We start from the raw sequence: 24608 nt of genomic DNA, 5'->3' as shown, positions 1-24608 counted from the left end.
TAGAACTCCTCGTTCTTCGAATACTTCTAGTCAGTCTCTAAGGAAGCGGCGGCTCAGTTGCCATCCAGTTCCTTGGCCTGATCAACCCAGTTGTCGCGTTCGATACGGCCTTTGAAGTTCAAGACCTCATCGACGCGGGCGATGTCTTCCGCTGAGAAGTTGACGATCTGCTCATAGGTGGTGATGCCCAGAGCGTTCAGTTTCTTCTCAAGGACCGGGCCGACGCCAGAGATCTTCTTCAGATCGTCCTTGCCTTCCGGTGCGGTGAAGAGCGGCTCAACAGCTGCGTCTTCTTTTTTCTCGGCAGCCTTGGCTTCTTCAGCTTTCGGCTCTTCGGTTTTATTCGGCGCTGCCTTTTTCGGCGCAGCCTTTTTGGCCGGTTTTGCACCACCTGTCAGGATGTCGGTCACCTTTACAAGGGTGAAGGACTGACGGTGGCCGTTGCGGCGGCGGGAATTCTGACGCCGGCGCTTCTTGAAAATAATAATCTTGCGGCCGCGGCCCTGCTCGACCACTTCTGCAACTACGCTGGCACCTTCAACGGTCGGCGCGCCAACGGTTGTGTCGGTGTCGTTGCCAACCATGAGCACTTCATCAAAGGTGACGGTGCTGCCGGCTTCGGCTTCAAGTTTTTCGACCTTCAGGAGGTCATCTGCGGCAACAGTATACTGTTTGCCACCGGTTTTGATCACTGCGAACATGTCTCGCACGTCCTTCTTTTCGTTTTTGACATGCCGTCCAAGATCCTGTTGGACCGTTGATCCGGCTGCATTCAGGTCGACCTCAGGCGCCAGTCTCCCCGCAAGCGGTTGACAGGTCTTTGTGACGGGTTTCGCTTAAAGCTTGATTGCCCGGCAGGCCTAGAACGACAAAGAAAACCCGAAAAAGCGAACCTTTTCGAGCCCGCGCAATATAATCGGCGCGCCGAGGATGTCAAACGGAAATACGGTCGAGAGCTGCTAAAAAGCGCAGCGGAATGAATCGCTTGGCGCAAGTGAGGCGACTTTCTTCTGGCAAGTCAATTGATAGGCTTCAATTCATCCGATCCCGCACAAAGCTCGCTCATGGTGCTTGAGTGTCTTGAGCCGGATCCACCCATGTCAAGAACGGGCTGAAAATGGGCCAAACCCTCCACATCCGCGCGCCGGTTCCGATCAGTTTCCGATGATATCGACAATCGGGTTGAAGAACTGAATTCCGGACTTGCGGGTCGCCCGTAGCTTGTCTATGTTCCGCGCCACTTGAGACCCGTTTATCTCAAAGTGCCGCGGAGAGGTGCCGGAGTGGTTGAACGGGGCGGTCTCGAAAACCGTTGAGCGCGCAAGCGTTCCGGGGGTTCGAATCCCCCTCTCTCCGCCATTTTCCAGAAAAAGATAGTGTTTCAGACCCCGAGTTTGGGTGATCAGAGGACCGATTCTTTAAGTTAAAAGTATAAAATTCTGGTTTGGCCATAGGCGTATGCCGGGCTTTCTTCTGCCGCTCATTGAATGGCTGCAATGCAGACAAAGCCGTCATTCCTAGTTCGGATACGAGGTTCCGCTATTCGTTTTCCGATATCGTCTGCCTGTCAAAAATCTGCCAGAACTTCGCCAATTGTGCCGGGAAGTTCTGGCATCGCTAATTTATTGATCTTGCATGACTTAAAGATCATGCTGATCTCGGAACACCTTACGTTGTCAGCCCGCGAGAGCGACAGCATCCTTGCCAGCCGGAATACGGAGTGGGCTGTTTGAATCTGTAACAGCGTTCCAGATTGCTTCGACAACACTTTTCGGCTTCGTAAGCTCTTTGCCGCTCGGTTCTCCGAATGCTTGCATGATTTGAGCGACGAAATCCTTATAGTCTTCGGGCGTATCGCTGGATTGCGCCATCAATGAAATCGCGTTCTTCCCGAAACTCGTAGTCGGTGCTTGCCCAGGCAACACGATGTGAGAGCGAATTCCGAGTGGAGCGAGTTCGAGAGCAAGGCATTCGGTAAAGGCGTTCACAGCGGCTTTGCTGGCAGTGTAAACTGACGCAATTGGCAAAGGCTTGAGCGTCACACTTGATGACACATTGACGATGACACCTGCACCTCTGGCTCGCATTTGAGGCAGCACACCGCGGACCATTTCCATTAAACCGAATGTGTTGGTTTCAAAGATACGTCGCAGATTTTCGTCCGATGTGCCCTCGAAGGGGGAAAGCCAACCCACGCCAGCGTTGTTGACCAACGCGTCGATCTCGCCGGTGGCTTCGATGGCGCTGTCGATGCTGGCCTTGTCAGAAACATCCAGCGGCAAAATCCGCAATTGGTCTGAACTCGGCAGCAGTGCCGTGTCGGGCTTTCTCATGGTCGCGATGACCGACCATCCGTTTTCCAGAAAATAGCGCGCGGTATCCAGCCCGAAACCCGAGGAACATCCTGTGATCAAAACTGTACTCATAGCAGTCTCTCCTCTTTATTGACTGCTTTTAGGTAGTTTGGATAAATTGGATTATATATAGCTTGTTATCCAATTTTTGTTATTAAGAGTCCGAACTGATCGACCCGTTCTCAGAAATTATCTCGCTTTTGCGGCCGCAGGCATCGCATTCGAAACTGTCTCATGCTTCGGGGCCGTTTCGTGTGCGCCGCGATGATGTGAGCGAAGCATTTTATTCTGCGGTTCTTTACGGCAGTGCCTCTTTGGAGGTCGCCGAAGAAGACACGGTCGAGTTAAACGCAGGGGACTTCATCCTGATCCCTGCAGCCAAATCTTTCACCATGTCCAGCCTCGACCCTAAACCGCCATATGGTCTGGTGAGCCAGCCTGTTGAGGGTGAAGACGGGGTATTCAGAGTGGGACAATTGAAGGGCGAGCCAGAAGTTCAACTGCTGATCGGACATTGTACGTTCGACAGCCCGGATGCAGACTTATTGGTTTCTCTTTTGCCGGGCTTGATCGTGGTGCGGGGTGAAGGACGTTTGGCCACCCTGACCGAGCTCGTGCGGGATGAAGCGCGTGCGAACAGACCTGCGCGAGATGTCATTGTAGAGTATTTGTTACAAGTGCTTTTGATTGAAGCTATTCGATCTGGCTCGGACTCTGGTGCGTCCACTGGCCTGTTACGAGGTTTGGCCGATTTGCGCATCGCGCCTCCATTAAGAGCGATGCACTCAAACCCTGCCCATAATTGGACGGTCCCAGAACTTGCCAAGGAAGCAGGTCTGTCGCGCTCAGCGTTCTTTAGCCGTTTCGAGCGGATCATGGGGGTTTCTCCGATGGCATACCTGCAGAATTGGCGTATGACCATGGCAAAGAACATGCTGCGCTCGGGAGGGCATAGCATCGCGGAGATTTCAGCGAAGACGGGCTATGGATCATCAAGTGCGTTCAGCACCGCGTTTACCCGTTGCGTAGGATCTCCGCCTGCGCGTTTTGCAAAGTCGATTGCGGGCGATAAAGGCACATTTCCGATCTTCTAGCCTATTCGGATGATCGACTATGGCAGAGAATTGGCGCGCCTTGGTCTCGTTGGTCGCGGCAAACATGCGACCCCACCCTCATGCAATTGAGGAACGAACTCATTTAGATGACGATGCCTCCAAAGCTGCCGTTCGAAGAAGTTGCAGCATTTTGAAATTTGGGCTCGAGACAGTCATTTAATTTTCGGGGGCTACTCAATAGTCCACTCAGGCGATTCCATCTTGGCACGGGTTTGGCCCACACCAAAATCAGGCAGGGAATTCAACATCGTTTCCTAAGTTTCTAGCTCTTTGAAAAGATCACCGAAAAGGTTCGGACTTTCCACCTCTCTCCGCTCTCCGCCATTTTCCAGAATGCTCTGGCGTTTCCGGTACACATAGCAGCACCAGATCAAAGATTTCTCGTTTTTCAAAGCCCATTTTCTGGCGTTCAATGTAACCATCAGGCGCATGCTGGGAGACTTTCATCATCAGACACCCGTGACTTCGTTGCGGATAAAATGGCCGGTTGTTCTAGGCACATGGACATCCGCGTTCATCTTCCGCCTAATACTCCGGCTCTCAACAGCACATTCGGTGTCTTGAGGTTCCCTGAGGCCGTTCCTATATTCGGCAGAGACACAAGATCCGGTAGAGATACGAGCAACTGGAAAAAGACGATGGACCGCACGCTCACCACTTGAAACCAGAGGTTTGCAACCGTGAGCATCATCCATGTCTGCTATCGTTATCGCCAACCTGAGTTGGCACACTCCTGACAACACATCCCTTTTCGACAATTTGAATCTGACGTTCGAACCGGTCCGAACGGGACTTGTTGGTCGAAACGGTACAGGCAAGACGACCCTCTTGCGTCTGATCGCCGGCGAAATCGCTGCCTTGACTGGGAAGATCACAACACCGCCGTCGGTCGGTTTCCTGCGTCAGGATCCTGTACAGCACCCCGACGAGACGCTGGCCGATCTATTCGGCGTTCGCGATCAACTCACCCTTCTGGACCGTGCGGAACGGGGTGAGGCAACGGCAGAAGATTTGGCAGACATTGACTGGACACTGGAAGCCCGGCTGGAAGCAGCCCTCTTAAACTTGGGGCTCGAACAGCCTATCGACCTGCCGATCCGCTCCCTCTCCGGAGGTCAGCGCACGAGCGCGGGTTTGGCCGCGCTTATGTTTGCTGAGCCGGATGTGCTCTTGCTGGACGAGCCAACCAACCATCTCGACCGAGCCGGACGCCGCAGCGTGATCGACGCACTGCGGGCGTGGAACGGATGCGTGGTTGTCGCCAGCCATGATCGGGAATTGCTGGGGGCGATGGACGCAATCGTCGAGCTCTCTCGTCTAGGAGCACGCAGCTACGGCGGAAACTACGACACGTATCGCCAGATGAAAGCCGCCGAATTTGCACGTACCGAAGCCGAACTTGCGCGGGCAGAAAAGGCCATCTCCCAAACGCAAGCGCGCGCGCAGCTGGCTTTGGAGCGCAAGGCCCGTACCGACCGGCAAGGCAAGCAACTCCGCGCGTCCGGCAGCCAATCCAAGCTTATTTTGAATGCAGCGAAAGAACGAAGCCAGTCTTCAGGCAATGCTGCAGCACGTCTTAGACGCCGCCAGACCCAGGCAGCCGGTGATGCTTTGGAAGCGGCGCAGAAGTCCGTCGAGATCTTGCAGCCGCTCAAGATGGACATTCCTCCTTCCGGACTTGTTGCCGGTCGTGATGTGCTGCGCGTTGATGACCTATGCTTCCGCTATTCGGGCAAGGCCCCTCTGCTTCAGGATGTATCCTTTGCGATTCGCGGACCGGAACGTGTCGCGATCGAAGGCAGGAATGGGTCGGGCAAATCGACGTTGCTTGCGTGCGTCCACGGCAACCTTCAGCCACAAAGCGGATCTGTCTCGGTTCATGTTCCAATGGCGCTTTTGGATCAGGACCTTAGCTCGCTGAAACCGGAAGAGACCGTACGGGACGCCTTTGCGCGGCTCGACCCGGAGGCCGGCGAGAATGATCGAAGGGCGGTCCTGGCGCGATTTCTGTTTCGAGGAGATGACGCAAAGCAGAAGGTCGGTGCTCTCAGCGGCGGACAGCGCTTGCGCGCTGGCCTGGCCTGCACGCTCGGACATTGCAGGCCGCGCCAGCTCCTGTTGCTGGATGAGCCGAGCAACCATCTCGACATCGAGGCGATCGAAGTACTTGAAGCGGCATTGACCGACTACGATGGCGCAATCCTGGTTGTCAGCCATGATGAGGCCTTTCTGCAGAACATTGGGGTGGAACGAACGCTTTCCCTTTGACGCCAAAATTCCGCGTTTACCTGGCGATCAAGTCTGGTTTTTATTGATCGGTCTCAAGCCGGAACTTGAGGAATTTTGCGCCATCATACTCAACCTCGCCGACACACCGCGCTCCAATTCTTTTAAGTGCCCCCAGGTTCTTGCGGGTTGGTGGCAAAAGAAATGTCACAAACGGGATGCGTTTGTCGGCTATGGCAAACTCCAGTGCCTTTTTCGAAATACGAGTCCCCAGACCAAAGGCGTCGGGCTTCAGAACCAATCCGAAGTCCCACTCATCACCCTCTTTCTGAAAACCTCCCCACCCGACATAGCGACCGTCTGACAAAATCGCCCAGTGGCCGAGCCCGTCGCGAGCCCAGCACTCTTCCTTTTGCGCGACAAACTTCGCCACGGCTGCCGTGTCCCATTCAAATGTCAAAAGCGGCATGTGTTCCGCGACCCTTGGGTCAGACATGTGAGCTTCAATTTCGGTAGACTCAATTTCCGGCAGCCGCGTAAAAACGATTTTGTGTTTCAAGGTAAGTTCCTTTGGCAGTCATTTGATGGATTACCGGTGTTCTGCCCGAGCGACGAACAGCGCAGTCTCAAGGTGACCAATTTCATTCACTCATATGTGGTGGACGGGCACAATTTGCAGAGCCAGCCCGTCGAACGTCTGTCAAAAAATAGCAGCGAAAGTGAAACGCTATTTTTTTTCCATCTGCCCGTAGCTGGAATTGTCGCGTGGCCAACAAGGCGCTCTCAGTCTCATCGCATCAATGTCTACATTGGAACGACATCCAACCAACAGTCATTTTTGGCGGGCGTGTGCCAGCGCAAGTGACCACCGCGGGGCCCAGATCGCAATTGAGCCTGAGTGTGTGTTGCTCTACTGATTAGGCAGCCAGCTCGTTGCACGAGAACTTCCGGAAAGGCAAACACAGCATGATTGCATACGTCACTGTCGGTGCTGACGACATTGCCCGGGCAAAACAGTTCTACTGCGCGTTCCTGCCCGCCCTTGATTACGAACTGGAGGAAAGTCCCGAAGGCCTGAGCTTTGCGCTGCCTGTCAAACCGGGGCAGGCTGCCGCTCAACCGGAATTTTACGTCAAACCTCCCTTTGATGGAAAACTGGCATCCGCAGGGAACGGCGCCATGATAGCCTTTGAAGCTCATAGTCAAAAGCAGGTTCGTGAGCTTCACTCCGCAGCACTTGCCGCAGGCGGTGTTGACGAAGGCCAACCGGGCTTCCGTGCCTCTTACGGACCCCGTTTTTATGTCGGCTACCTGCGCGATCCGCAAGGCAACAAGATTGCACTGTTCTCCAGCAATCCGGACGAGCCCGGACGGGACTGATCGCAGCATGGCCTCTTGGGCTCGAATTTCGTAGAGATGCCATTCAAGTTGGTCCAGACTTTGTTCCGAAAGGTCCAACCCAATTGAAACGCCTTAAATTCGCCAGGCCCCTAGGTGCTCAATCTTCTTTTGCGTAGCAGACGGCCTGGAGTTTGTTGCCGTCAGGATCTCGAACATAAGCAGCGTAGTAGTTTTCTCCATAGTGTGGACGCCTGCCGGGTTCGCCGGCACTGCTTCCACCCTCGCTTAGCGCGGTTTGGTGGAAGGTTCTGACTGCGTCCCTAGTGTCAGCGACGAACGCAACATGAGTGCCATTTCCCCAGGTGGCTGGTTGACCATCTTCGGGCGGATAAAGATAAATGGTTGGCATGCCGCCTTTTTCATAGGCCGGTGGTTTCCCAGGTGGCTTGGGCAAGCGTTCGAAACCAAGGGCACCAAGAACCTTGTCGTAGAAACGACCAGCACGTTCAATATCGTTGGTGCCGAGCGTAATATGGCTGATCACTGACATTGCTATTTCTCCTGATTGATAAGAGAATAAAACAAGAACAAACTCAGCACAATGGCTCTGCTTTCTACCGGAAAACAAAAGGCGCTACGGGTTCAAGAACGTTCGCCGTCCTGTTTCCCGGTACCGTCACCTGGATCGGTTTCCGCCACCGAGCGGCAGACAGCCCGCTCCGCCGGACCCTGCCATCTGCGCAGGTTCGCGTTTGGATCGATACCGGCCGTTGCCAGGGCACGGGCGGCGATCTGGCGGACAAGATCGTCCAGATCCGTCAATCCGGCATAGAAGGGTGGTACCGTTGGCGAGACGATCGCTCCCATGCGCGTCACCTTCAGCATGGCTTCCAGGTGACCTTCATGAAGTGGCGCTTCACGAGCCAAAAGGACAAGAGGCCGTCGCTCCTTCAGTGTGACATCCGCAGCGCGGCACAAAAGCCCCTCGCCAGTTCCATAGGCGACCGAGGCGAGACTTCGCATGGAACATGGCGCCACCAGCATGGCGTTCACTGAGAACGAACCACTGGCGAGAGGTGCGAAAAGGTCTGTCTGCGGATACTCCACCGTTGCCAATGCGCCGATCTGCTCGCGGCCATCAGGGCCCAGTTCGTGCTCGATGGTGTGTTCTGCCCCGCGCGTCACAATGACATGCCGCTCAACTTGGAGGTCGGCCAACATGCGCAGCATTTCGAGCGCAATTGCAGCGCCCGACGCCCCGGATATGCCGACAATGACGCGTCTGGATGAGGTCATAGCCTTGAAGCTTCCACTTTTTCAGCCGGTTTCAGTTTGCCGAAAAGGCCTTCTGCACGCGCTGCGACATCCCGGGGCATCACCAGTTTCTTCGAAAAGGGCCGTGCGGTTTCCGAACCGATCTTGATGGTTGCATCCATGCCGAGTTTACCGCCCAGGCCCTCACGCGGACTTGCAAAATCAAGCTGGTCAACCGGCGTGGAACTGAGGACAAGAAGGTCGCGTTCCGGGTCGGACCGGGTTGCGACAGCCCACATGACCTCGTCCCAGTTTCGAATATCGATATCATCGTCGACCACAATGACATATTTGGTCATGGAAAATTGCGGCAGCAACGACCAGAAGCCCATCATCGCGCGGCGTGCCTGTCCCGGATATGACTTGTCGATCTTGAGAATGGCAAACCTGTAGGAGCAGGTCGCTGGCGGCAGAAAAACATCCTGTATTTCCGGCAAGGCCTGCTGCAGGATTGGCCGAAAGAGATCTGTCATGGCGTCGCCGATGACCGAAGGTTCGTCGGGTGCGCGTCCCGTGAAGGTCGACAGATAAACCGCGTTGTCCCGCATGCGGAGCACCTTCAGATGAAAGACTGGATATTCGGCAGGGTCGTTGTAGTAACCGGTGTGATCACCGAATGGCCCTTCAAGCGCGGTCTCCTCGGGGCGGATCTCACCTTCCAGTATGATTTCCGCACCTTCGGGAACATGCATTTGAATGCGGTTGCAGGGCGAGAGACGCGCGGGCCTGCCGTTGAAAATACCAGCAAGCGCCAGTTCGCTGATATTGCCCGGAGCAGGTATCACGGCCGCCAGAAGTGTCGCCGGATCGCAACCGATGACGACTGCAACGGGCATCGACTGGCCCTTGCCCTGCCATTGCCGGTAATGCTGCGCCCCGCCGCGAAACGGTAACCAGCGTACTATGGCGCGTTGTCCATCCAGAATCTGCATTCGGTATATGCCGAGATTGTAGAGCCTTGGATCGTCCACTCCGGGTGGCCTTGTGATAACCAGTCCCCAGGTGATCAAAGGTCCGGCGTCTTCTGGCCAGCAGGTCTGAACGGGAAGGCACTTAAGATCCGGTGCAACGTCATGCAGATCCCTGGATGCAGCAATTTTTTTCGGACGGGTGTTCCAGCCGGCTTTGGCCACAGGAAACAGTTTTGGAAGATCACGCAGGGACGCGGGAGTTTCGGGCGCGCGCAATGCGGCCAGAAACTGTCCAAGCTCTGGCAATTGATCGGGATGGATGCCAAGACCGTTGGCGACCCTTTTCCGCGTCCCGAAGATGTTCACGAGCAGGGATGCGGCAAATTGCACCTGCGACCCGTTTCTGGGGGCCTTCAGCAGCAATGCCGGTCCACTGTCACGGATGACCCGCTGGTGTATAGCTGTCGCCTCAAGATGGATATCAACTGGCTCGGAAAGATGTTTCAACTCCTCTTCAGAAGCCAAAAACGTCATAAATTCCGATAGGTTATGAAATTTCGGCAAGTCACGGCCGGACATTGTATCGCTTTGCTATCAATGGTGATTTCAAGCATTCAGCACCGACGCTCATGCCCTCATTCAAGACGCCCGATTGTCCTGACCGGGCCGGATTGAACCTTGATCTTTGTCAAGTCATTCAGGCAATTGCGCGAACTACATTCGGCGCTGAAAGTGAGACCTCATATGCCGACCACCGCACCTGCCCTCAGCTTGCCACCCCTGATTTCAACATTGATCGCTCCCTTGCCGAAAACGCCGATGGAGGTTCTTCTGACGCGGTTCACGAGGCGCCTCGTGGCACGTCGACCGGAGCTGCTGCAGCGGCTGGGTGCGGTTGTCAAAGTACCGATCGCAATTGTTCCAGATGATATGCCACACGCATTTCTTCTGTCTTTGGACAATGACAAATCCAGCGTCGAAATCTGCGACAAGGACCAAATCACGCGCGCCAAGGCTGTCGTCAGGGCTCCCTTTCTGGTTCTTTTGGGACTGCTTGACGGCACATATGACGCCGACGCCCTGTTTTTCACGCGGGACCTTAAAATAGAAGGCAGAACCGAGCATGTGCTGGCGCTGCGCAACACGCTGGAAGAGGCCGATCTGACACCTGGAGAATTCTTCGGTCTCAGCGGACGACCGGCGCAGTGGATGAACGGGTTCAGCGGAACGCTACTCGACAAGGCCAAAAGACTGGCCGGTAACGGAAGCCGGAACGCCAACTCAATGGAACAGGACGGCCAGCGGTGAGCAAGGAAGAAAAGCAGATGGAGCTCGTCTGTCCGGCCGGAACACCAGCCGCCCTGCGAGCGGCGGCGGACGCAGGCGCCGATGCCATCTATTGCGGATTTGCCAATGAGACGAATGCCCGAAATTTTCCAGGCCTGAACTTCTCACCAACAGAGCTTGCCGACGGTGTTGCCTATGCGCACGCAAAAGGTGCCAAGGTGCTTGTCGCAATCAATACCTTTGCCAGAGCAGGAAGTATCGGTCTCTGGCGTCAGGCGGTGGATGACGCTGCAGCATGTAACGCCGATGCAATTATAGCCGCCGATCTCGCGGTGCTTGAACATGCGGCGGAAAAACACCCGGATCGACGGCTTCATCTCTCGGTTCAGGCAGCAGCAAATTCACCGGAAGCAATCCGATTTTACTCCGATACGTTCGGGGTAAAGCGCGTGGTGCTGCCACGTGTTTTCTCAGTTCCGGAAATCGCGGCCCTCAATCGGGAAATCGACGTCGAAACCGAGGTGTTCGTCTTTGGTGGGCTTTGCGTCATGACCGAGGGGCGCTGTTCGCTTTCCTCCTATGCAACTGGAAAGTCGCCCAATCTGACCGGGGTCTGCTCGCCACCCGATCATGTTGACTATCGGGAAGACAACGCAGGCCGGCTCTTGGCCCAGCTCGGCGGTTTCACCATCGACAGCTTCGAAAAAAATACGCCGGCAGGTTATCCGACACTCTGCAAGGGACAATTTTCAGCCGAAGGCCGAACGGGATATCTTTTTGAAGACCCGGTTAGCCTCAACGCATTCGAGCTGCTGGAAGACCTCGCAAAGGCCGGTGTCACAGCTCTGAAAATCGAAGGCCGGCAACGCGGCAAGGCCTATATCGCGGGTGTTGTCAGCGGTTTCAGGCGCGCCGTAGACGGACTTGCGACCGGCACAGACGCTGGTCCGGCCATTGCTGCGCTGAAAACGTTTTCCGAAGGCGGACGGCAGACCTCCGGTTCCTACAAGAAGACCTGGCGGTGATATTATGACGGCGACAAAACGGATAGAACTTGCCCTTGGCCCCTGCTTCTTCAACTGGTCGGCGGACAAGCTTCTCGATTTTTATGCTCGCATCGCCGATGAAGCCGAGTTTGACTGCGTCTATTTGGGCGAAGTCGTCTGCGGCAAGCGCATGCCGTTTACAGATACTGTGTGGCCGCAAGCTATCGAACGACTGGAAAGGTCCGGCAAGACAGTGGTGTTGTCTACCCTTGCGCAGCCGGTCAGCAAGCGCGAACGCAATATTCTGAAACAGCAAGCAAGTTACGACATGCCGATTGAAATCAACGACATGTCCCTTTTGCCGTCCAGAGAAGCCCGTCCGTTCACGGCTGGTCCTTTCCTGAATATCTACAATGAGGCCAGCCTGGCGTTTCTTGCAAAACAGGGAGCGGTCTCCTGGTGTCCGCCTGTCGAACTTCCCCTGGAATCCATTCAGCAGATTGCAGCGCTTGTGCCCGAGGTTGCGATTGAACTTTTCGCGTTCGGCCGCCTGCCGCTGGCGCTTTCGTCGCGCTGCTATCATGCAAGAGCTCACGGTCTCAGCAAAGATTCCTGCCAATTCATTTGCGAGCGGGACCCTGATGGAATGAATGTGGCAACACTCGACGGTGAGCGGTTTCTGGCCGCGAACGGCGTCCAGACGCTTTCTCATGCCTGTCACGTTGCAGCCCTGACCAGAGACCATCTCAACACATCAGGGATCCAAAGACTGCGCCTGTCGCCGCACATGTCGGACATGGTTGCCGTCAGCAATGCGTTTCGTGAATTTCTGGATGGGGCGCTGGATGCAGCAGAACTCGAGGCGCAGCTGGAAGGACTGGAGCTGCCCGGTCCCTTGTGCAACGCATATCTGAAAGGGGAAGCGGGATGGAAAAAAACATCTCTTCCGGCTTGAATTCCGAAACTTATGAAAAAGAGCACAATCTGATCGAGCAGATCCACCGCGAGCTGTCGGGACTGGACATGCCTTGCAGCTGCAAAACCGAACTTGATCGCACGATTGTAGCGATTGAGGCCTGGCGGCAACACAAGGCGCGCAAGGAACTGGTCGACAGCATTCGCGAGGATTATCACAACCTGGTTTCCGGCATCTCGTTTCTGACCGAGTTGGAAAATATCGACCGGCTCGAACTCACACCGGAAGAACTTTACGATCACGCCGAAAGCCTGAAGTTTCTGGCGGACCTTGCAGACCGGTGCGCGGACCGGCTGGTCGGTCTGTCGACCATTTCAAAAATCATGAAATAGCAACGCCTTTCTTCGGGGACCAACGCAAGCCTTTGCATCAAGCAAACGGATCGATACCGATAAGATAGGGATGGAGGCCTGCGAGAACGAAGTAGGCTACAGCGGCAAGCAGCGCTCTTGTCACAAGGTTTTGCCAATCAACATCATGCACATTTTGAACCTGTTTCATCGCTTGCACCAGTCTCAACCAGTCAGGGCCCATTTCGCGCTGGCGGCGCTTGTCGATCATCTTCATGCCAAGCAGCGAGAACACTGCAAATGCGCCAAACAGGATCACATGCGCCAGATTGCCATTGGGAACCAGATGGGCTGCTGACCAGACCAGCAGTGCCGCAAGAACCGGATGACGGATCCATTTGACCAAGCCGGGTTTGGCCGGGTCGAACCGATCGTTCCGCATTCCGCCGAACGAAAACGGATTTGGCACACCGACGCCGAATGCCAGGATCACGCAAAACGGTATCATCGCAATGCGCGGCACCCAATTCTGCCATGGAGCCCATGCCCAGATCTCAACAAAAGGTGCATCGCGGGCTGCAACAATCAGCCACCAGAGGATCGCCAGAGACAGAACGGAATAGCAGATTGTGAAACCAGCAAGTGTCAGTGCCCTAACGAGAATGGGGCGCACAGGCGGGCGAACAAGAACCATGTGAGATGCGAAAAAAACCGCAAAGGCAACGATATAGTTGATCCAACCGATTTCGGTCATTGAAGTTTCCATACCTTGATTCTGACTGCGGTCGTCTCCGGCATACCCGCAGGCTTGACCACTTTCACCAATTTAAAGTCGTCGGTTTCAGATCAGCTTGACGATGATCAAGAACTTCACGGCTCAGGCCTGTGACCATGTGGCTTTGTTGAAACGAGCCGCTTTCAGGCTCCTGAACCGACTGCAGTCGGTTTTGCATTCAAGAGACCGCTTCATGGCCGCTACCGTCCAATCCAGACGCCCCAAATTCAAGAACCGTTTTCCGACCGTTCTGACTGCCGGGTTCCGGTTCTTCTTTCTTGCTGCCGGTCTGTTTTCCGTCGCAGCAATGGCCGTCTGGACCCTTTGGCTTGCCGCTCTTGCTGGTGGTGATACGCTGGATGTCCTGCCTGTTCGGATGATGCCCTACCTTTGGCACGCCCATGAGATGATGTTCGGCTATACGGCGGCAGTGATCGCGGGTTTTTTTGTTACCGCGGTTCCGAACTGGACCGCAACCGAGGAAGCTGGACCCCGCTTTGTCACGATATGCAGCGTGATCTGGCTTTCGGGCAGGATGGCAATCTGGTTTTCCGCTTGGCTTGATCCGTTTCTTGTGGCCGCGGTCGACCTTGCGTTTATTCCGGTCCTTTCCACGGCCATACTTGGCCGGCTCACGCAGAAATCACAGCTTCGCAACGCAATTTTTCTTCTTTTGCTGTGCACGTTATTTGCTGGCAATCTCTTGATGCATCTCGACTGGGTCGGTTGGAGCACCGATCTTGCCGAAACAGGCGTTCGCCTTGGCATTTTCACAAGCGCAGCCATGATTGCCATTATTGGTGGCCGCGTCATTCCGGCCTTCACCCGCAATGCCCTGAACAGAGAAGGTTACTTAGGTGCCCTGCCTCAATCCTACGGCTGGCTTGATCGGATCGGCATACTTTCCGCTGTGTTGACGGCTCTGGCAACGCTTCCCTTTGTGCCGCCCTGGGGGCTTGGCGCACTGTGTCTCGTTGCCGGAGCGGTCAACCTTGCCCGGCTGACCGGCTGGCAAGGAATGGCGACACGAAAAAATCCCATCCTCTGGATTTTACATGTGGCGTATCTGCTGCTTTCAGCAGGCTATCTTGTTTACGGAAGCACCCTGGTGTTCGGGATATTAAGCGAAACCGCATCGCTACACCTTCTTGCCGCAGGTGCGATCGGATGCATGACGCTCGCTATGATGACACGCGCTTCCCTGGGTCATAGCGGCAGGCCGCTCGTGGTGTCGGGGCCGATTGTTCTCGCGTATCTCATGGTTATAGGGGCTGCGGTTTTTCGGACCTTCGGCACGATGTTCTTCGACTATTTCCCGGTGATGTTAATATCGGGAACCCTTTGGCTGCTGGCGTTTGCCGTGTTTGCCTGGGTCTTCTATCCCATTCTGACCAGACCAAGGCCTGTGCGCCAGAGCAGCTAGGGAAACTCCCAACAATTCCAACCACATAACCGCAAGCGCAAAAACACCCAAGCTAGCTTGACTATCGTCAAGTAGCTTTCGTGCGACATCACCGAAGATCGGCACACCAAAAACAAGTTGTGTGTCGGAGCGCTTCACGTGCGTCCACTGTTTTATCATTTCAGCTTTCAGACGCTGTGCGCAGCCTTGCTCCTGGTTCTGGTCCAGGTGTCTGCCGCACAGTCTGCCGGCCCCCTTGTGACAGGCTTCCTGGAAAAGGTTCAGGTGAGTGAACTTGTTCCGGACGCCGACAGCTATGGTGTTTTGCGAGACGACTTTCCTATCGTCCCTGCTTTGAAAGCAGGAGAAACGATTGGCTGGGTGTTTCTTACCTCCGACTTCGTGTCGACGACAGGATATTCAGGCAAGCCAATTCACACGATGGTCGGTGTCGATCTGAACGCGATCGTGACGGGCGTTCGTCTGGTCAAACACTCCGAACCCATCGTCCTGATCGGCATTCCAGATTCCAAAATCCGCGCCGTGACGGAAGGCTATGCAGGTCTTGATCTGAAGGCGGAAGCGGCCAGCGGCGGCTCGGCTCACGATCTGGACATCATCTCCGGTGCGACTGTCACCATCATGGTGATTGACGATTCCATTGTCCGCTCCGGACTGAAGGTAGCGCGCGCACTGAGCCTTGGCGGTCTCGTTCCCGAACTTGCAGATGAAGGACCGCAGAAGGAAATCGACCCCGGCCTTCAAGAGGTTGCCGACTGGTTGACCCTGACAGGTGATGGATCGGTGCGGCGCATGTCGCTCGACATCGCGCAGATCAACAATTCGTTCGAGCTTCAGGGCGATCCGCGCGCAATAGCCCGGCCTGAAGGCGGACCGGAAACAGATACGTTCATCGACATGTATCTGGCCCTGGCCGATGTGCCCTCTATTGGCCTCTCGCTCCTCGGCAAAGCGGAATACGACAACCTGAAGAAACGCCTGAAGGACGGCGAACACGCCCTCATCGTCATGGGGCGTGGCCGCTATTCCTTCAAAGGCTCGGGCTATGTCCGTGGTGGGATCTTCGACAGGATCCAACTCATTCAAGACGATATATCCGTCAGGTTTTTCGACAAGCAGCAGGCGCGTATCGGCGAAATCGCCGCCGATGGCGCACCGGCTTTCACCGAAATGGACGTATTCATCATTCCGGCCGACACAGAATTCGATCCGGCCAAGGATTTTCGCCTGCAGTTGTTGGTTCAACGTGCAGTCGGACCGATCGACAAAGTGTTCCTGACGTTTGATCTCGGTTACCAGTTGCCGGACCAATATTTGAAAACGATCGCGACAAGCACGAGTGCGAGCGATGCATCGGCACTCCAGCAAACCGGCCTGTCGGACGATCAGGCAGCTGTTCAGGCCCTTTGGAAACGGATCTGGCAAGACCGCAAGTCCGACATCATCGTGCTTGCAACAGCCATCGGCATTCTCACGCTTGTCTTCTTTTTTCAAATGCAGGTCACCCGGAACGAGAAATTCACTTTCTGGTTCCGCATCGGTTTCCTGACCTTCACGCTGGTCTGGCTGGGATGGATGCAGAGTGCGCAGCTGTCTGTCGTGAATGTGATGGCCTTCTTTTCCTCCCTCACGACCGAATTCAGCTGGAACGCATTCCTTCTGGATCCCCTGGTGTTCCTGCTGTGGTTCTCGGTGGCAGCAGCATTGCTGTTCTGGGGACGGGGGGCCTATTGCGGCTGGCTCTGCCCCTTCGGCGCTTTGCAGGAGTTGACCAACCGGTTGGCAAAGCTCTGCCGCATCCCTCAGATCGAGGTTCCCTGGGGTCTCCACGAGCGCATCTGGCCGCTCAAATACATGATCTTTCTCGGCCTCTTCGGACTGTCGCTCTATTCGCTGGACGCAGCAGAGCACTATGCCGAGATAGAGCCTTTCAAGACCGCCATTATCCTCAAGTTCCAACGGGCCTGGCCGTTTGTCCTTTTTGCAGTGGCGCTGCTGGTCGCAGGGTTGTTCATCGAACGGTTCTATTGCCGCTACCTTTGCCCACTCGGGGCAGCCCTCGCCATTCCGGCCCGGCTTAGAATGTTCGACTGGCTGAAGCGCTACCGCGAATGCGGCAACCCATGCCACCGCTGCGCCAAGGAATGCATGGTCCAGGCCATTCATCCCGAAGGCAACATCAATCCCAACGAGTGCCTGAACTGCCTGCATTGCCAGGTGCTGTATCAGCACGATCAGAAATGTCCCGTTTGCATCAAAAAGCTTGCGAAAAGGCGGCGATTTGAGGTGCAGACCGGGCTGCGCAAACCGGAGGAGAGCGCCAAAAGCGCGAAGCCACTTCCGGCTGAATAACCTTCAAACGGCAAATAAGGAGAGCAGCCATGAAGGAGAAAGAACAACATTGGGGCATGTCCCGCCGAGACTTGTTAGGCGGTACGGCCAAGACTGCGGTCGTCGCGGGCATGGGAGCTGTCGCTGCGAGCGGCGCAACTCCGGCCCTTGCGGCTGATGGTGATCACAAATTCGCACTCGCACCGGGCGAACTCGATGAATATTACGGCTTCTGGTCCTCGGGCCAGACCGGCGAAGTGCGCATTCTGGGTGTTCCGTCAATGCGTGAATTGATGCGCATTCCGGTTTTCAACCGCTGCTCTGCAACTGGTTGGGGGCAGACCAATGAGTCGCTGAAGGTTCTGACCGAAGGACTTCTTCCGGAAACCAAGGAATATTTGGCTGCGCAGGGCAAGGTCACCTACGACAATGGCGATCTGCACCACCCGCACATGTCCTTCACCGACGGCACCTATGACGGTCGTTACATCTTCGCGAACGACAAGGCAAACACCCGCGTTGCCCGCATCAACTGCACGACGATGAAGTGCGACAAGATCATCGAGATCCCGAACGCACACGATATCCATGGCATGCGGCCGCAAAAGTATCCCCGCACAGGGTACATCTTTGCCAATGGTGAGCACGAAGCACCGCTGGTCAATGATGGCTCCGTCCTGGATGACCCGTCACAATATGCCTGCATTTTCACCGCAATCGACGGCGATGAAATGAAAGTCGCATGGCAGGTGATCGTCTCAGGCAATCTTGACAACACCGACGCTGACTATCAGGGCAAATACGCCTTCTCCACCAGCTACAACTCGGAAATGGGAACAAACCTCGCCGAGATGACCGAAAGCGAGCTGGATCACTGCGTCGTCTTCAACATCAAGGCGATCGAGGAAGCCGTTGCAGCCGGAAACTACAAGGAAATGAAGGGCGTTCCTGTTGTGGACGGCCGTAAGGAAGCCAATTCCCAGTTCACCCGCTACATTCCGATCCCCAACAGCCCGCACGGCTGTAACGCGGCACCGGACAAGCAGCACATTGTCATCAACGGGAAGCTGTCCCCGACGGTGTCCATCATCGATGTCACGAAGCTGGATGCGCTGTTCAATGACAATGCCGATCCACGTTCCGCGATTGTCGGCGAGCCGCAACTGGGTCTTGGCCCACTGCACACGGCATTTGACGGCAAGGGTGGTGCCTTCACCACGCTGTTCCTGGACAGTCAGGTCGTCAAATGGGACATCGACAAAGCCGTTCGCGCTTATGCGGGCGAAGATGTCGACCCGATCATCTCCAAAGTCGATGTTCATTATCAGCCGGGACACAACTCCACATCCATGGGTGAGACCGCGGAAGCGGACGGCAAATGGCTGATTTCGATGAACAAGTTCTCCAAGGACAGGTTCTTGAACGTTGGCCCGCTGAAACCGGAGAACGAGCAGCTTATCGACATATCCGGCGACGAGATGAAAGTCGTTCATGACGGGCCGACATTCGCCGAACCTCATGACAGCATCATCGTGCACCGGTCGAAGGTGAACCCCGCGATTGTCTGGGACCGCAATGACCCGAGCTTTGAGGATGCGAAGAGACAGGCCGAAGCCGATGGCGTCGATCTGGAATATGGCGCTGACGTAATCCGTGACGGCAATAAGGTTCGCGTCTACATGCATTCGGTCGCGCCAACCTTCAGCCTTGTGAAATTCACGGTAAAGCAGGGCGACGAAGTGACGGTCTATGTCACCAATATCGATGACATCGATGATCTAACTCATGGCTTCTGCCTGGCAAACTACGGTGTCGCCATGGAAGTCGGACCTCAGGCGACGGCTTCGGTCACTTTCATCGCCGAGCGTCCCGGCGTTCACTGGTTCTATTGTCAGTGGTTCTGCCACGCACTTCACATGGAAATGCGCGGCCGGATGTTTGTCGAGCCCCGAGGAGCCTGATCCATGCATCGCGTCCTGTTCAAACCGGTCGGTTCAATGGCCCTTCTCTGTGCTGCATTGCTGGTCTGCGGACCGCTTGCTGCAAAGGAGTGGCTTGTCCCGGCCAAACAGGGCGCCTTGCAGGAGATCCTGAAAGATGCGCAAGCCGGGGACATTCTCCGGCTTGCGCCAGGCGATCATTCCGGCCCGATCGAGATTGACAAGGCGATCACGCTGGACGGAGGCCAAAAGGCGCGGATCATCGGAAATGGAACCGGCAGTGTCATTACGGTGCTTGTTCCATATGTTCAGATCCTGGGCCTGACACTTACAGGTTCGGGCCTGTCACAGGAAACACTCGATGCCGGCGTCAAACTGACCAAGAAAGCCCATGGAGCGGTCGTGCGTAACAACACGATCCTGGACAATCTGACAGGCGTCGACGTGCATGGTGCCAGGAATGCGATCGTTTCCAACAATTTGATTGAAGGCCGCCGTGACCTCCGCATGAACGAGCGCGGGAACGGTATCTATGTCTGGAACGCTCCTGACCTGCTGGCAGAACACAATACTATCCGTTTCGGCAGAGATGGCGTTTTCGTCAACACAAGTCACAGAGACACTTTCCGCTACAATCATTTTGAGGGCCTCCGCTTCGCCATTCACTATATGCACGGCAACAGCGGAACGATTGAGGGCAACACTTCGAAGGGCAATGACATCGGCTACGCGCTGATGTTTTCTGACCGACTGACAGTCCGAAACAATGTCTCGGTTGGCGACCGCAATCATGGCCTCATGCTGAACTACGCAAACCGGGCCAAAATCACCGGCAATCAGGTCTCCGACGGCGGTGAGAAATGCCTGTTCATGTATAATGCCAACAAGAACACCGTCACCGACAACAGTTTCGAAGGCTGCCCGATCGGTGTTCATTTCACAGCTGGTTCGGCCAAGAACGCCTTCCAGGGAAACGCATTCATCGGCAACAAGACCCAGGTTAAATATGTCGGCAGCCGCATGCTCGACTGGAGCACTGGCGGTAAAGGCAACTACTGGAGCGACCACGCTGCCTTCGACATGAATGGCGACGGCCTGGCCGACACGGCCTACCGGCCGAATGATCTGGTTGACCAGGTCCTTTGGACCCAACCTTCGGCAAAATTGCTTGTCGGCAGTCCCGCAGTTCAATTGCTGCGCTGGACCCAGTCCCAGTTTCCGGCCCTTTTGCCGGGCGGCATTGTCGACAACGCCCCTCTTATGCATCCGCCGGTTCGGCCCATGCCAAATTCGGGAGTACAGGGATGACCAACTCAAACCTGTCAGTCCAAAGTGTCAGCAAGCGCTTTTCTGCGCAGAAGGCCGTGGACGACGTTTCTTTCTCACTGGAACCAGGTGAGCGCGTTGCGCTTCTGGGTCACAACGGCGCGGGCAAAACCACGCTGTTCAAGATCATCCTGGGCTTCCTGAAGCGCGACGGCGGCGCAATTTCCGTCCTGGGTGCTGCTCCCGGCAGTTCGCCTGCACGCAATGCCACCGCCTATCTGCCGGAAGCTGTCGCCTTTCCACCATCGCTGACGGGCAAGGAAGTGCTGTCATTTTATGCCCGCCTCAAGGGACAAAAACCCGCCAAGGCCCTACCGCTGCTCGACAAGGTCGGGCTGTCTGAAGCTGCCGGGCGCCGGGTTGGAACCTATTCCAAGGGCATGCGTCAGCGGCTCGGACTAGCACAGGCTCTGGTCGGCAGACCCCGGCTGGTGCTGCTTGACGAACCAACGACCGGGCTTGATCCCATTTCCCGACAGACTGTCTATGAACTCATTGGCGAGATTGCAGACCAGGGAGCAACTGTTCTGTTGTCCTCCCACGCTCTGACCGAACTTGAGGCCCGGACCGATCGGATCCTGATCATGTCCAAAGGCCGTCTCGTCGCCGATGATGCGCTCAGCAGTTTACGTGAGCAGGCGGGTCTGCCCATCCGGATGAAAATCAGGACAAGACCTGGAGCGGTTCAGGAAGTTGCAGCACAACTTGGCGGCGGTCGCATGAATGGGCGCTCGGTTGAATTCGACTGTGGACTTGACGACAAGATCAAAGCTCTCACCGCCATAAGCGCCCTTGGAAGTCTGGTTGAGGATGTCGACGTGCATGCGCCCAGCCTTGACGACGTCTACCGGCATTTCTCCAAAACCGTGCAGAAGGAGGCCTAAACGATGCTCTCCAGAATCTGGACTATAGCCGCCCAGGAAATCCGGATCGGGATCCGCAACAGATGGATTCTGCTCGCGACGCTTATCCTTGCGGTGTTTTCGCTCGCATTGGCACTTCTTGGATCAGCACCGGCAGGCACACTTGGCGTGGATCGATTGACCATCACCGTTGCGTCCCTGGCCAGTCTCTCGGTTTACCTCGTGCCTCTGATCGCGCTCCTTCTCGCTTTTGACGCGATTTGCGGGGAGATCGACCGCGGCACGTTGCTGATGACGTTGTCCTGCCCAATTTCCCGGACCGAGTTTCTGGCCGGGAAAGCGCTTGGTCATACGCTTGTGCTGACCTTTGCGCTCGTCATAGGTTACGGACTGACAGCCGCGCTTCTCGTCACCCTGGGTGCCGGGTCCGTTGCAGGTCTTCCCGATTTTGTCCGTCTGATCGCGACCTCAGTGTTGCTGGGTGTGTCCTTTCTTGCCATTGGCTATGTCCTGAGCGCGCTGACCCGGCAACCGGGAACGGCAGCTGCCGCGGCCATAGCCGTTTGGCTGATCATGGTTGTTCTTTACGATCTGGCACTGCTTGGCGCTCTCGTTGCCAACCCCAGCGGAACCTTTGCCTCAGATCTCTTTCCCTATGCGGTGCTTTTGAACCCGGCGGACGCTTTCCGGCTGTTCAACCTTGCCGCGCTTGGTGCAAGCGAACTGGTTGGCGGCATGGCCGGGGTATCTGATTCCCTACCCTTCGATCCGGCTTTCGCGCTTGTTTCACTGACGGTTTTCGCCGCTCTGGCGCTCAGCCTTTCCGCCTTGCTTATTCGGAGAATAACACCATGAGAATACAGATACTCGCGCTTGCAGCGGCCTGTCTTCTCGCAGCCTGCCAGGAAGAGGTCCAGATCGCCAAACCAGATGCGATCACGCTGACACCTGAAGCTGCCGGCCACTATTGCCAGATGACCGTTCTGGAGCATACCGGCCCCAAGGCACAAATCCATTTGACGGATATGCCCTTCCCGTTCTGGTTTACGCAGGTACGAGATGCAGTAGCGTTCAAACTGTCGCCGGAAGAACCTAAAAACATAGCTGCGATCTATGTGAATGATATGGATAAGGCTAAGAGCTGGGAGGAGCCAGGATTTGACAATTGGATCGAAGCTGAGAAGGCCTGGTTTGTTGTCGAAAGCAAGCAGACCGGCGGAATGGGGGCGCCCGAAACGATCCCGTTCGGTACTGAAGAGGGTGCAAAAACATTCGCGGAGACAAACGGAGGCCACGTCCTTCGCCTTGCTGATATCCCGGCTGAATACGTTCTTGCACCGGTCGAGCTCTCGTCAGCCTCACAACTGAAGAGAGACGAAATTGAAGGTGTGCAGCGATGAGTCGGTCTAATGCTGCAGCCAGGCCGCTGAGCCGCCGCCGTTTCATCACCATCAGTGCTGCCGCTGCTGCCGGCTTGGCCATTCCCCTGGGAGCGGTCGGTGCTGAACCCGATCTTCACACATGGCGCGGGATCGCGCTTGGTGCGAAAGCGGAAATCAATCTGTTGCACACCGACGCTGACAGAGCCCGACATCTGTTTTCTTCGATCGAAGGAGAGATCCGACGCCTGGAAGGCATTTTCAGTCTCTACCAGCCAGACAGCGAGTTGAGCCGTCTGAACAGCACGGGGCTGTTGTTCGCCCCGTCTTTGGAAATGCTGGAAATCCTCAGCCTGTCGCAAAGGCTGCACCGCGCGACGGAAGGTGCTTTCGATCCAACTGTTCAGCCTCTGTGGGGCCACTATGCGCGGCAGGTTGCTGGAAATCAGACAAGTGATTTCGCGGCAGCATTTGCTCGCGTCGGCTTCAATCATGTCCAGATCCAGCCGGACGAAATCAAATTCAGAAAGTCCGGCATGGCAATGACACTCAACGGCATTGCGCAGGGTTTCGTGACCGACCGCATCACCGCATTCCTGGAACGAGAAAGCTGCGGGGACATAGTGGTTGAAATCGGCGAAATAGCAGCTCGTGGGACCCCTTTCAAAAGGAAGCAAGGGGAAGAACCCGGATGGCCGGTCACCCTTCGTCCCGACCCGTCTTTGATCGACGCGCAGGCAGAAATTCATCTTGCCAACGCTGCGGTTGCGAGTTCGGCGCGGCTGGGGACGACATTCGACCAGGGTGGATCGCGTTCCCACATTCTGGATCCAAGAAACGGCCATCCAGTCGATACCGGTCTTGCTGCGACAAGCGTCGTCGCACCAAGCGCAGCCCTGGCGGACGGACTGTCGACGGCCGCCCTCGTCTGCGGTGAAACCCAACTGCTGCAAGCGTTGACGGGCTTCCGACAGGCGCGTGCATTCATCGTGCGTGAAGACGGGTCCACGATCTGGCTGGCAACATAGCACCTAGTGAATACCAGCTTGAAGGACTGCTATCCACCCATCGCGCTGCCTCTTGCGACCCGCGCAATCATGGCCCAGACAATCGTTCTGAACATCATAGCCACGACGGTTCTGAACTCGTAAGCGCCACCCAGCATCACGTGCAATACAAAACCGGTGAGCACTATTGCTGTGCCTGTAAAGATGGCAATCGACAACCAATACGCCCACCGTTGTTGTCGCAACAGTCCATAGCCTGCGACCACATATGAGAAGCCGGCAAGGAAATTGAACCACAGCACAATATGAACAACGTTTCCGGCTGCCTCCATAGCTGCTTCACCGCCGAAAAGAACGATTCCGCCTGACAGAACAGTCATGAGGCCGAAAACAATCGCAAAGAGTGCAACGAAGGTAGGCACCGGACGTTTCGACTGTGTATCGGTCATGGTCAGCTCCCTGTCAGTGCGAAATAATCTGCGATCCTTTGGAACTTTCGAGCGTCAGTCCGAACGTTGATTGCCGTCTGCTTCATCCATCAACCCGCGCACCCATTTTGCGGCCGCCCAGGTTGCCGGAATTCCAAGGGGTATACTGATCCAGATCGATGTCATTGGAGACAAAACAGGCAAGCCAAAGGCCTTGCCCATGAGGCTCAGCAAAAAAAGATTGATCGCAACCGCAGCTGCGGAGAAAGGGTAGAGAACAACAGCCAGCTTCTTTACCGACCAGGTTCCGTCTGTCTGTGTCATTGGGCTTTTCCC

Annotated in this window: 25 protein-coding genes and 1 tRNA gene; 17 read left to right on the top strand and 9 right to left on the bottom strand. The window is 55.8% G+C overall.

All coding sequences use genetic code 11. The annotated features are described in order from the left end of the window. Positions 1-53 precede the first annotated feature (53 nt). Positions 54-701, bottom strand: coding sequence for a 50S ribosomal protein L21 (locus Q0835_RS23590; protein ID WP_298964858.1), 648 nt, complete (start codon positions 699-701; stop codon positions 54-56). A 568-nt stretch (positions 702-1269) separates the two neighbouring features. Here Q0835_RS23590 and Q0835_RS23585 point away from each other — a divergent pair. Beyond that, a tRNA-Ser gene (locus Q0835_RS23585) sits at positions 1270-1359 on the top strand. 317 nt (positions 1360-1676) lie between these two features. On the opposite strand, the gene Q0835_RS23580 is transcribed toward Q0835_RS23585, so the two are convergent. After that, on the bottom strand, positions 1677-2426 hold the full coding sequence (locus tag Q0835_RS23580; RefSeq protein WP_298964856.1) for an SDR family oxidoreductase: 750 nt from the start codon (positions 2424-2426) through the stop codon (positions 1677-1679). A gap of 95 nt (positions 2427-2521) precedes the next feature. On the opposite strand from Q0835_RS23580, the gene Q0835_RS23575 reads away from it, so the two are divergent. Together Q0835_RS23575 and Q0835_RS23570 are read left to right on the top strand one after the other, a co-directional pair. Next, complete coding sequence (locus tag Q0835_RS23575; protein WP_298965096.1) at positions 2522-3448, top strand: AraC family transcriptional regulator; 927 nt, start codon at positions 2522-2524, stop codon at positions 3446-3448. A 714-nt stretch (positions 3449-4162) separates the two neighbouring features. Further along, positions 4163-5737 (top strand): ABC-F family ATP-binding cassette domain-containing protein, encoded by a 1575-nt coding sequence (locus Q0835_RS23570; RefSeq protein WP_298964854.1) that lies wholly within the window; start codon positions 4163-4165, stop codon positions 5735-5737. A 40-nt stretch (positions 5738-5777) separates the two neighbouring features. On the opposite strand, the gene Q0835_RS23565 is transcribed toward Q0835_RS23570, so the two are convergent. Continuing rightward, entirely contained in the window at positions 5778-6191 is a 414-nt protein-coding gene (locus Q0835_RS23565) for a GNAT family N-acetyltransferase (protein WP_298964852.1), read from the bottom strand. Here Q0835_RS23565 and Q0835_RS23560 point away from each other — a divergent pair, their 5' ends adjacent. Further along, positions 6192-6560: a hypothetical protein gene (locus Q0835_RS23560; protein ID WP_298964849.1), complete on the top strand. Its 369-nt coding sequence runs from the start codon at positions 6192-6194 to the stop codon at positions 6558-6560. 101 nt (positions 6561-6661) lie between these two features. Next, positions 6662-7075 (top strand): VOC family protein, encoded by a 414-nt coding sequence (locus Q0835_RS23555; protein ID WP_298964847.1) that lies wholly within the window; start codon positions 6662-6664, stop codon positions 7073-7075. A 118-nt stretch (positions 7076-7193) separates the two neighbouring features. On the opposite strand, the gene Q0835_RS23550 is transcribed toward Q0835_RS23555, so the two are convergent. The 3 genes from Q0835_RS23550 to Q0835_RS23540 form a co-directional block, all read right to left on the bottom strand. Beyond that, a complete protein-coding gene (locus tag Q0835_RS23550; protein WP_298964844.1) occupies positions 7194-7586 on the bottom strand; it encodes a VOC family protein in 393 nt (130 codons plus the stop codon). 92 nt (positions 7587-7678) lie between these two features. Continuing rightward, positions 7679-8332, bottom strand: a complete 654-nt coding sequence (locus Q0835_RS23545; protein ID WP_298964841.1) for a UbiX family flavin prenyltransferase — start codon at positions 8330-8332, stop codon at positions 7679-7681. Beyond that, on the bottom strand, positions 8329-9795 hold the full coding sequence (locus Q0835_RS23540) for a UbiD family decarboxylase (RefSeq protein WP_298964838.1): 1467 nt from the start codon (positions 9793-9795) through the stop codon (positions 8329-8331). Before Q0835_RS23540 ends, Q0835_RS23545 begins: the two co-directional genes overlap by 4 nt. A 210-nt stretch (positions 9796-10005) precedes the next feature. Between Q0835_RS23540 and Q0835_RS23535 the strand changes: the two genes are divergently transcribed. From Q0835_RS23535 to Q0835_RS23520, 4 genes are read left to right on the top strand one after another with little or no spacing between them, the layout of a single operon-like run. Next, positions 10006-10569 carry an SCP2 sterol-binding domain-containing protein gene (locus Q0835_RS23535; RefSeq protein ID WP_298964835.1) on the top strand — a complete coding sequence of 188 codons (564 nt, stop codon included), beginning with the start codon at positions 10006-10008 and terminating at the stop codon, positions 10567-10569. Positions 10570-10586: 17 nt separating this feature from the next. Beyond that, positions 10587-11573, top strand: a complete 987-nt coding sequence (locus Q0835_RS23530) for a peptidase U32 family protein (RefSeq protein ID WP_298965094.1) — start codon at positions 10587-10589, stop codon at positions 11571-11573. A gap of 4 nt (positions 11574-11577) precedes the next feature. Then, entirely contained in the window at positions 11578-12489 is a 912-nt protein-coding gene (locus Q0835_RS23525; RefSeq protein ID WP_298964832.1) for a U32 family peptidase, read from the top strand. Then, the gene (locus tag Q0835_RS23520) at positions 12462-12842 is read left to right on the top strand and encodes a hypothetical protein (RefSeq protein ID WP_298964830.1); all 381 of its coding nucleotides are present in this window, start codon (positions 12462-12464) and stop codon (positions 12840-12842) included. Before Q0835_RS23525 ends, Q0835_RS23520 begins: the two co-directional genes overlap by 28 nt. 37 nt (positions 12843-12879) lie before the next feature. Here the strand turns inward: Q0835_RS23520 and Q0835_RS23515 are convergent, their stop codons facing one another. Continuing rightward, a complete protein-coding gene (locus Q0835_RS23515; protein ID WP_298964827.1) occupies positions 12880-13554 on the bottom strand; it encodes an NnrU family protein in 675 nt (224 codons plus the stop codon). 214 nt (positions 13555-13768) lie between these two features. On the opposite strand from Q0835_RS23515, the gene Q0835_RS23510 reads away from it, so the two are divergent. The 8 genes from Q0835_RS23510 to Q0835_RS23475 all read left to right on the top strand — a co-directional run bounded on the left by Q0835_RS23510 (position 13769) and on the right by Q0835_RS23475 (position 23865). Further along, positions 13769-14998, top strand: coding sequence for an NnrS family protein (locus tag Q0835_RS23510; protein WP_298964825.1), 1230 nt, complete (start codon positions 13769-13771; stop codon positions 14996-14998). Positions 14999-15136: 138 nt separating this feature from the next. Beyond that, positions 15137-17350 (top strand): NosR/NirI family protein, encoded by a 2214-nt coding sequence (locus Q0835_RS23505; RefSeq protein ID WP_298964823.1) that lies wholly within the window; start codon positions 15137-15139, stop codon positions 17348-17350. Positions 17351-17379: 29 nt separating this feature from the next. Then, positions 17380-19290, top strand: coding sequence for a TAT-dependent nitrous-oxide reductase (gene nosZ, locus Q0835_RS23500; RefSeq protein ID WP_298964820.1), 1911 nt, complete (start codon positions 17380-17382; stop codon positions 19288-19290). Between the two features lie 3 nt (positions 19291-19293). Then, positions 19294-20577 (top strand): nitrous oxide reductase family maturation protein NosD, encoded by a 1284-nt coding sequence (locus Q0835_RS23495; protein WP_298964817.1) that lies wholly within the window; start codon positions 19294-19296, stop codon positions 20575-20577. Next, entirely contained in the window at positions 20574-21479 is a 906-nt protein-coding gene (locus Q0835_RS23490) for an ABC transporter ATP-binding protein (RefSeq protein WP_298964814.1), read from the top strand. The genes Q0835_RS23495 and Q0835_RS23490 overlap by 4 nt, the downstream gene beginning before the upstream one ends. A gap of 3 nt (positions 21480-21482) precedes the next feature. Next, the gene (locus Q0835_RS23485) at positions 21483-22313 is read left to right on the top strand and encodes an ABC transporter permease subunit (protein ID WP_298964812.1); all 831 of its coding nucleotides are present in this window, start codon (positions 21483-21485) and stop codon (positions 22311-22313) included. Beyond that, complete coding sequence (locus Q0835_RS23480) at positions 22310-22858, top strand: nitrous oxide reductase accessory protein NosL (protein WP_298817702.1); 549 nt, start codon at positions 22310-22312, stop codon at positions 22856-22858. Before Q0835_RS23485 ends, Q0835_RS23480 begins: the two co-directional genes overlap by 4 nt. Further along, on the top strand, positions 22855-23865 hold the full coding sequence (locus Q0835_RS23475) for an FAD:protein FMN transferase (protein ID WP_298964809.1): 1011 nt from the start codon (positions 22855-22857) through the stop codon (positions 23863-23865). Before Q0835_RS23480 ends, Q0835_RS23475 begins: the two co-directional genes overlap by 4 nt. Positions 23866-23894: 29 nt before the next feature. Here Q0835_RS23475 and Q0835_RS23470 read toward each other — a convergent pair whose 3' ends face one another. Next, complete coding sequence (locus Q0835_RS23470; protein WP_298964806.1) at positions 23895-24293, bottom strand: hypothetical protein; 399 nt, start codon at positions 24291-24293, stop codon at positions 23895-23897. 54 nt (positions 24294-24347) lie between these two features. After that, positions 24348-24596 carry a hypothetical protein gene (locus tag Q0835_RS23465; protein WP_298964803.1) on the bottom strand — a complete coding sequence of 83 codons (249 nt, stop codon included), beginning with the start codon at positions 24594-24596 and terminating at the stop codon, positions 24348-24350. Between the last annotated feature and the right edge of the window lie 12 nt (positions 24597-24608).

It is taken from the genome of uncultured Roseibium sp. (assembly GCF_947499295.1).
Lineage (GTDB): Bacteria > Pseudomonadota > Alphaproteobacteria > Rhizobiales > Stappiaceae > Roseibium.
This window is presented reverse-complemented; position numbering and strand designations above follow the sequence as displayed.

What these genes read in the sequence shown, in the direction of transcription:
- Q0835_RS23485 (WP_298964812.1), top strand. Translation starts at nt 21,483, where the DNA reads ATGCTCTCCAGAATCTGGACTATAGCCGCCCAGGAAATCCGGATCGGG.
- Q0835_RS23555 (WP_298964847.1), top strand. Translation starts at nt 6,662, where the DNA reads ATGATTGCATACGTCACTGTCGGTGCTGACGACATTGCCCGGGCAAAA.
- Q0835_RS23495 (WP_298964817.1), top strand. Translation starts at nt 19,294, where the DNA reads ATGCATCGCGTCCTGTTCAAACCGGTCGGTTCAATGGCCCTTCTCTGT.
- Q0835_RS23515 (WP_298964827.1), bottom strand. Translation starts at nt 13,554, where the DNA reads ATGACCGAAATCGGTTGGATCAACTATATCGTTGCCTTTGCGGTTTTT.
- Q0835_RS23570 (WP_298964854.1), top strand. Translation starts at nt 4,163, where the DNA reads ATGTCTGCTATCGTTATCGCCAACCTGAGTTGGCACACTCCTGACAAC.
- Q0835_RS23550 (WP_298964844.1), bottom strand. Translation starts at nt 7,586, where the DNA reads ATGTCAGTGATCAGCCATATTACGCTCGGCACCAACGATATTGAACGT.
- Q0835_RS23525 (WP_298964832.1), top strand. Translation starts at nt 11,578, where the DNA reads ATGACGGCGACAAAACGGATAGAACTTGCCCTTGGCCCCTGCTTCTTC.
- Q0835_RS23580 (WP_298964856.1), bottom strand. Translation starts at nt 2,426, where the DNA reads ATGAGTACAGTTTTGATCACAGGATGTTCCTCGGGTTTCGGGCTGGAT.
- Q0835_RS23465 (WP_298964803.1), bottom strand. Translation starts at nt 24,596, where the DNA reads ATGACACAGACAGACGGAACCTGGTCGGTAAAGAAGCTGGCTGTTGTT.
- Q0835_RS23545 (WP_298964841.1), bottom strand. Translation starts at nt 8,332, where the DNA reads ATGACCTCATCCAGACGCGTCATTGTCGGCATATCCGGGGCGTCGGGC.
- nosZ (WP_298964820.1), top strand. Translation starts at nt 17,380, where the DNA reads ATGAAGGAGAAAGAACAACATTGGGGCATGTCCCGCCGAGACTTGTTA.
- Q0835_RS23535 (WP_298964835.1), top strand. Translation starts at nt 10,006, where the DNA reads ATGCCGACCACCGCACCTGCCCTCAGCTTGCCACCCCTGATTTCAACA.
- Q0835_RS23480 (WP_298817702.1), top strand. Translation starts at nt 22,310, where the DNA reads ATGAGAATACAGATACTCGCGCTTGCAGCGGCCTGTCTTCTCGCAGCC.
- Q0835_RS23540 (WP_298964838.1), bottom strand. Translation starts at nt 9,795, where the DNA reads ATGACGTTTTTGGCTTCTGAAGAGGAGTTGAAACATCTTTCCGAGCCA.
- Q0835_RS23520 (WP_298964830.1), top strand. Translation starts at nt 12,462, where the DNA reads ATGGAAAAAAACATCTCTTCCGGCTTGAATTCCGAAACTTATGAAAAA.
- Q0835_RS23530 (WP_298965094.1), top strand. Translation starts at nt 10,587, where the DNA reads ATGGAGCTCGTCTGTCCGGCCGGAACACCAGCCGCCCTGCGAGCGGCG.
- Q0835_RS23565 (WP_298964852.1), bottom strand. Translation starts at nt 6,191, where the DNA reads ATGTCTGACCCAAGGGTCGCGGAACACATGCCGCTTTTGACATTTGAA.
- Q0835_RS23590 (WP_298964858.1), bottom strand. Translation starts at nt 701, where the DNA reads ATGTTCGCAGTGATCAAAACCGGTGGCAAACAGTATACTGTTGCCGCA.
- Q0835_RS23510 (WP_298964825.1), top strand. Translation starts at nt 13,769, where the DNA reads ATGGCCGCTACCGTCCAATCCAGACGCCCCAAATTCAAGAACCGTTTT.
- Q0835_RS23470 (WP_298964806.1), bottom strand. Translation starts at nt 24,293, where the DNA reads ATGACCGATACACAGTCGAAACGTCCGGTGCCTACCTTCGTTGCACTC.
- Q0835_RS23475 (WP_298964809.1), top strand. Translation starts at nt 22,855, where the DNA reads ATGAGTCGGTCTAATGCTGCAGCCAGGCCGCTGAGCCGCCGCCGTTTC.
- Q0835_RS23490 (WP_298964814.1), top strand. Translation starts at nt 20,574, where the DNA reads ATGACCAACTCAAACCTGTCAGTCCAAAGTGTCAGCAAGCGCTTTTCT.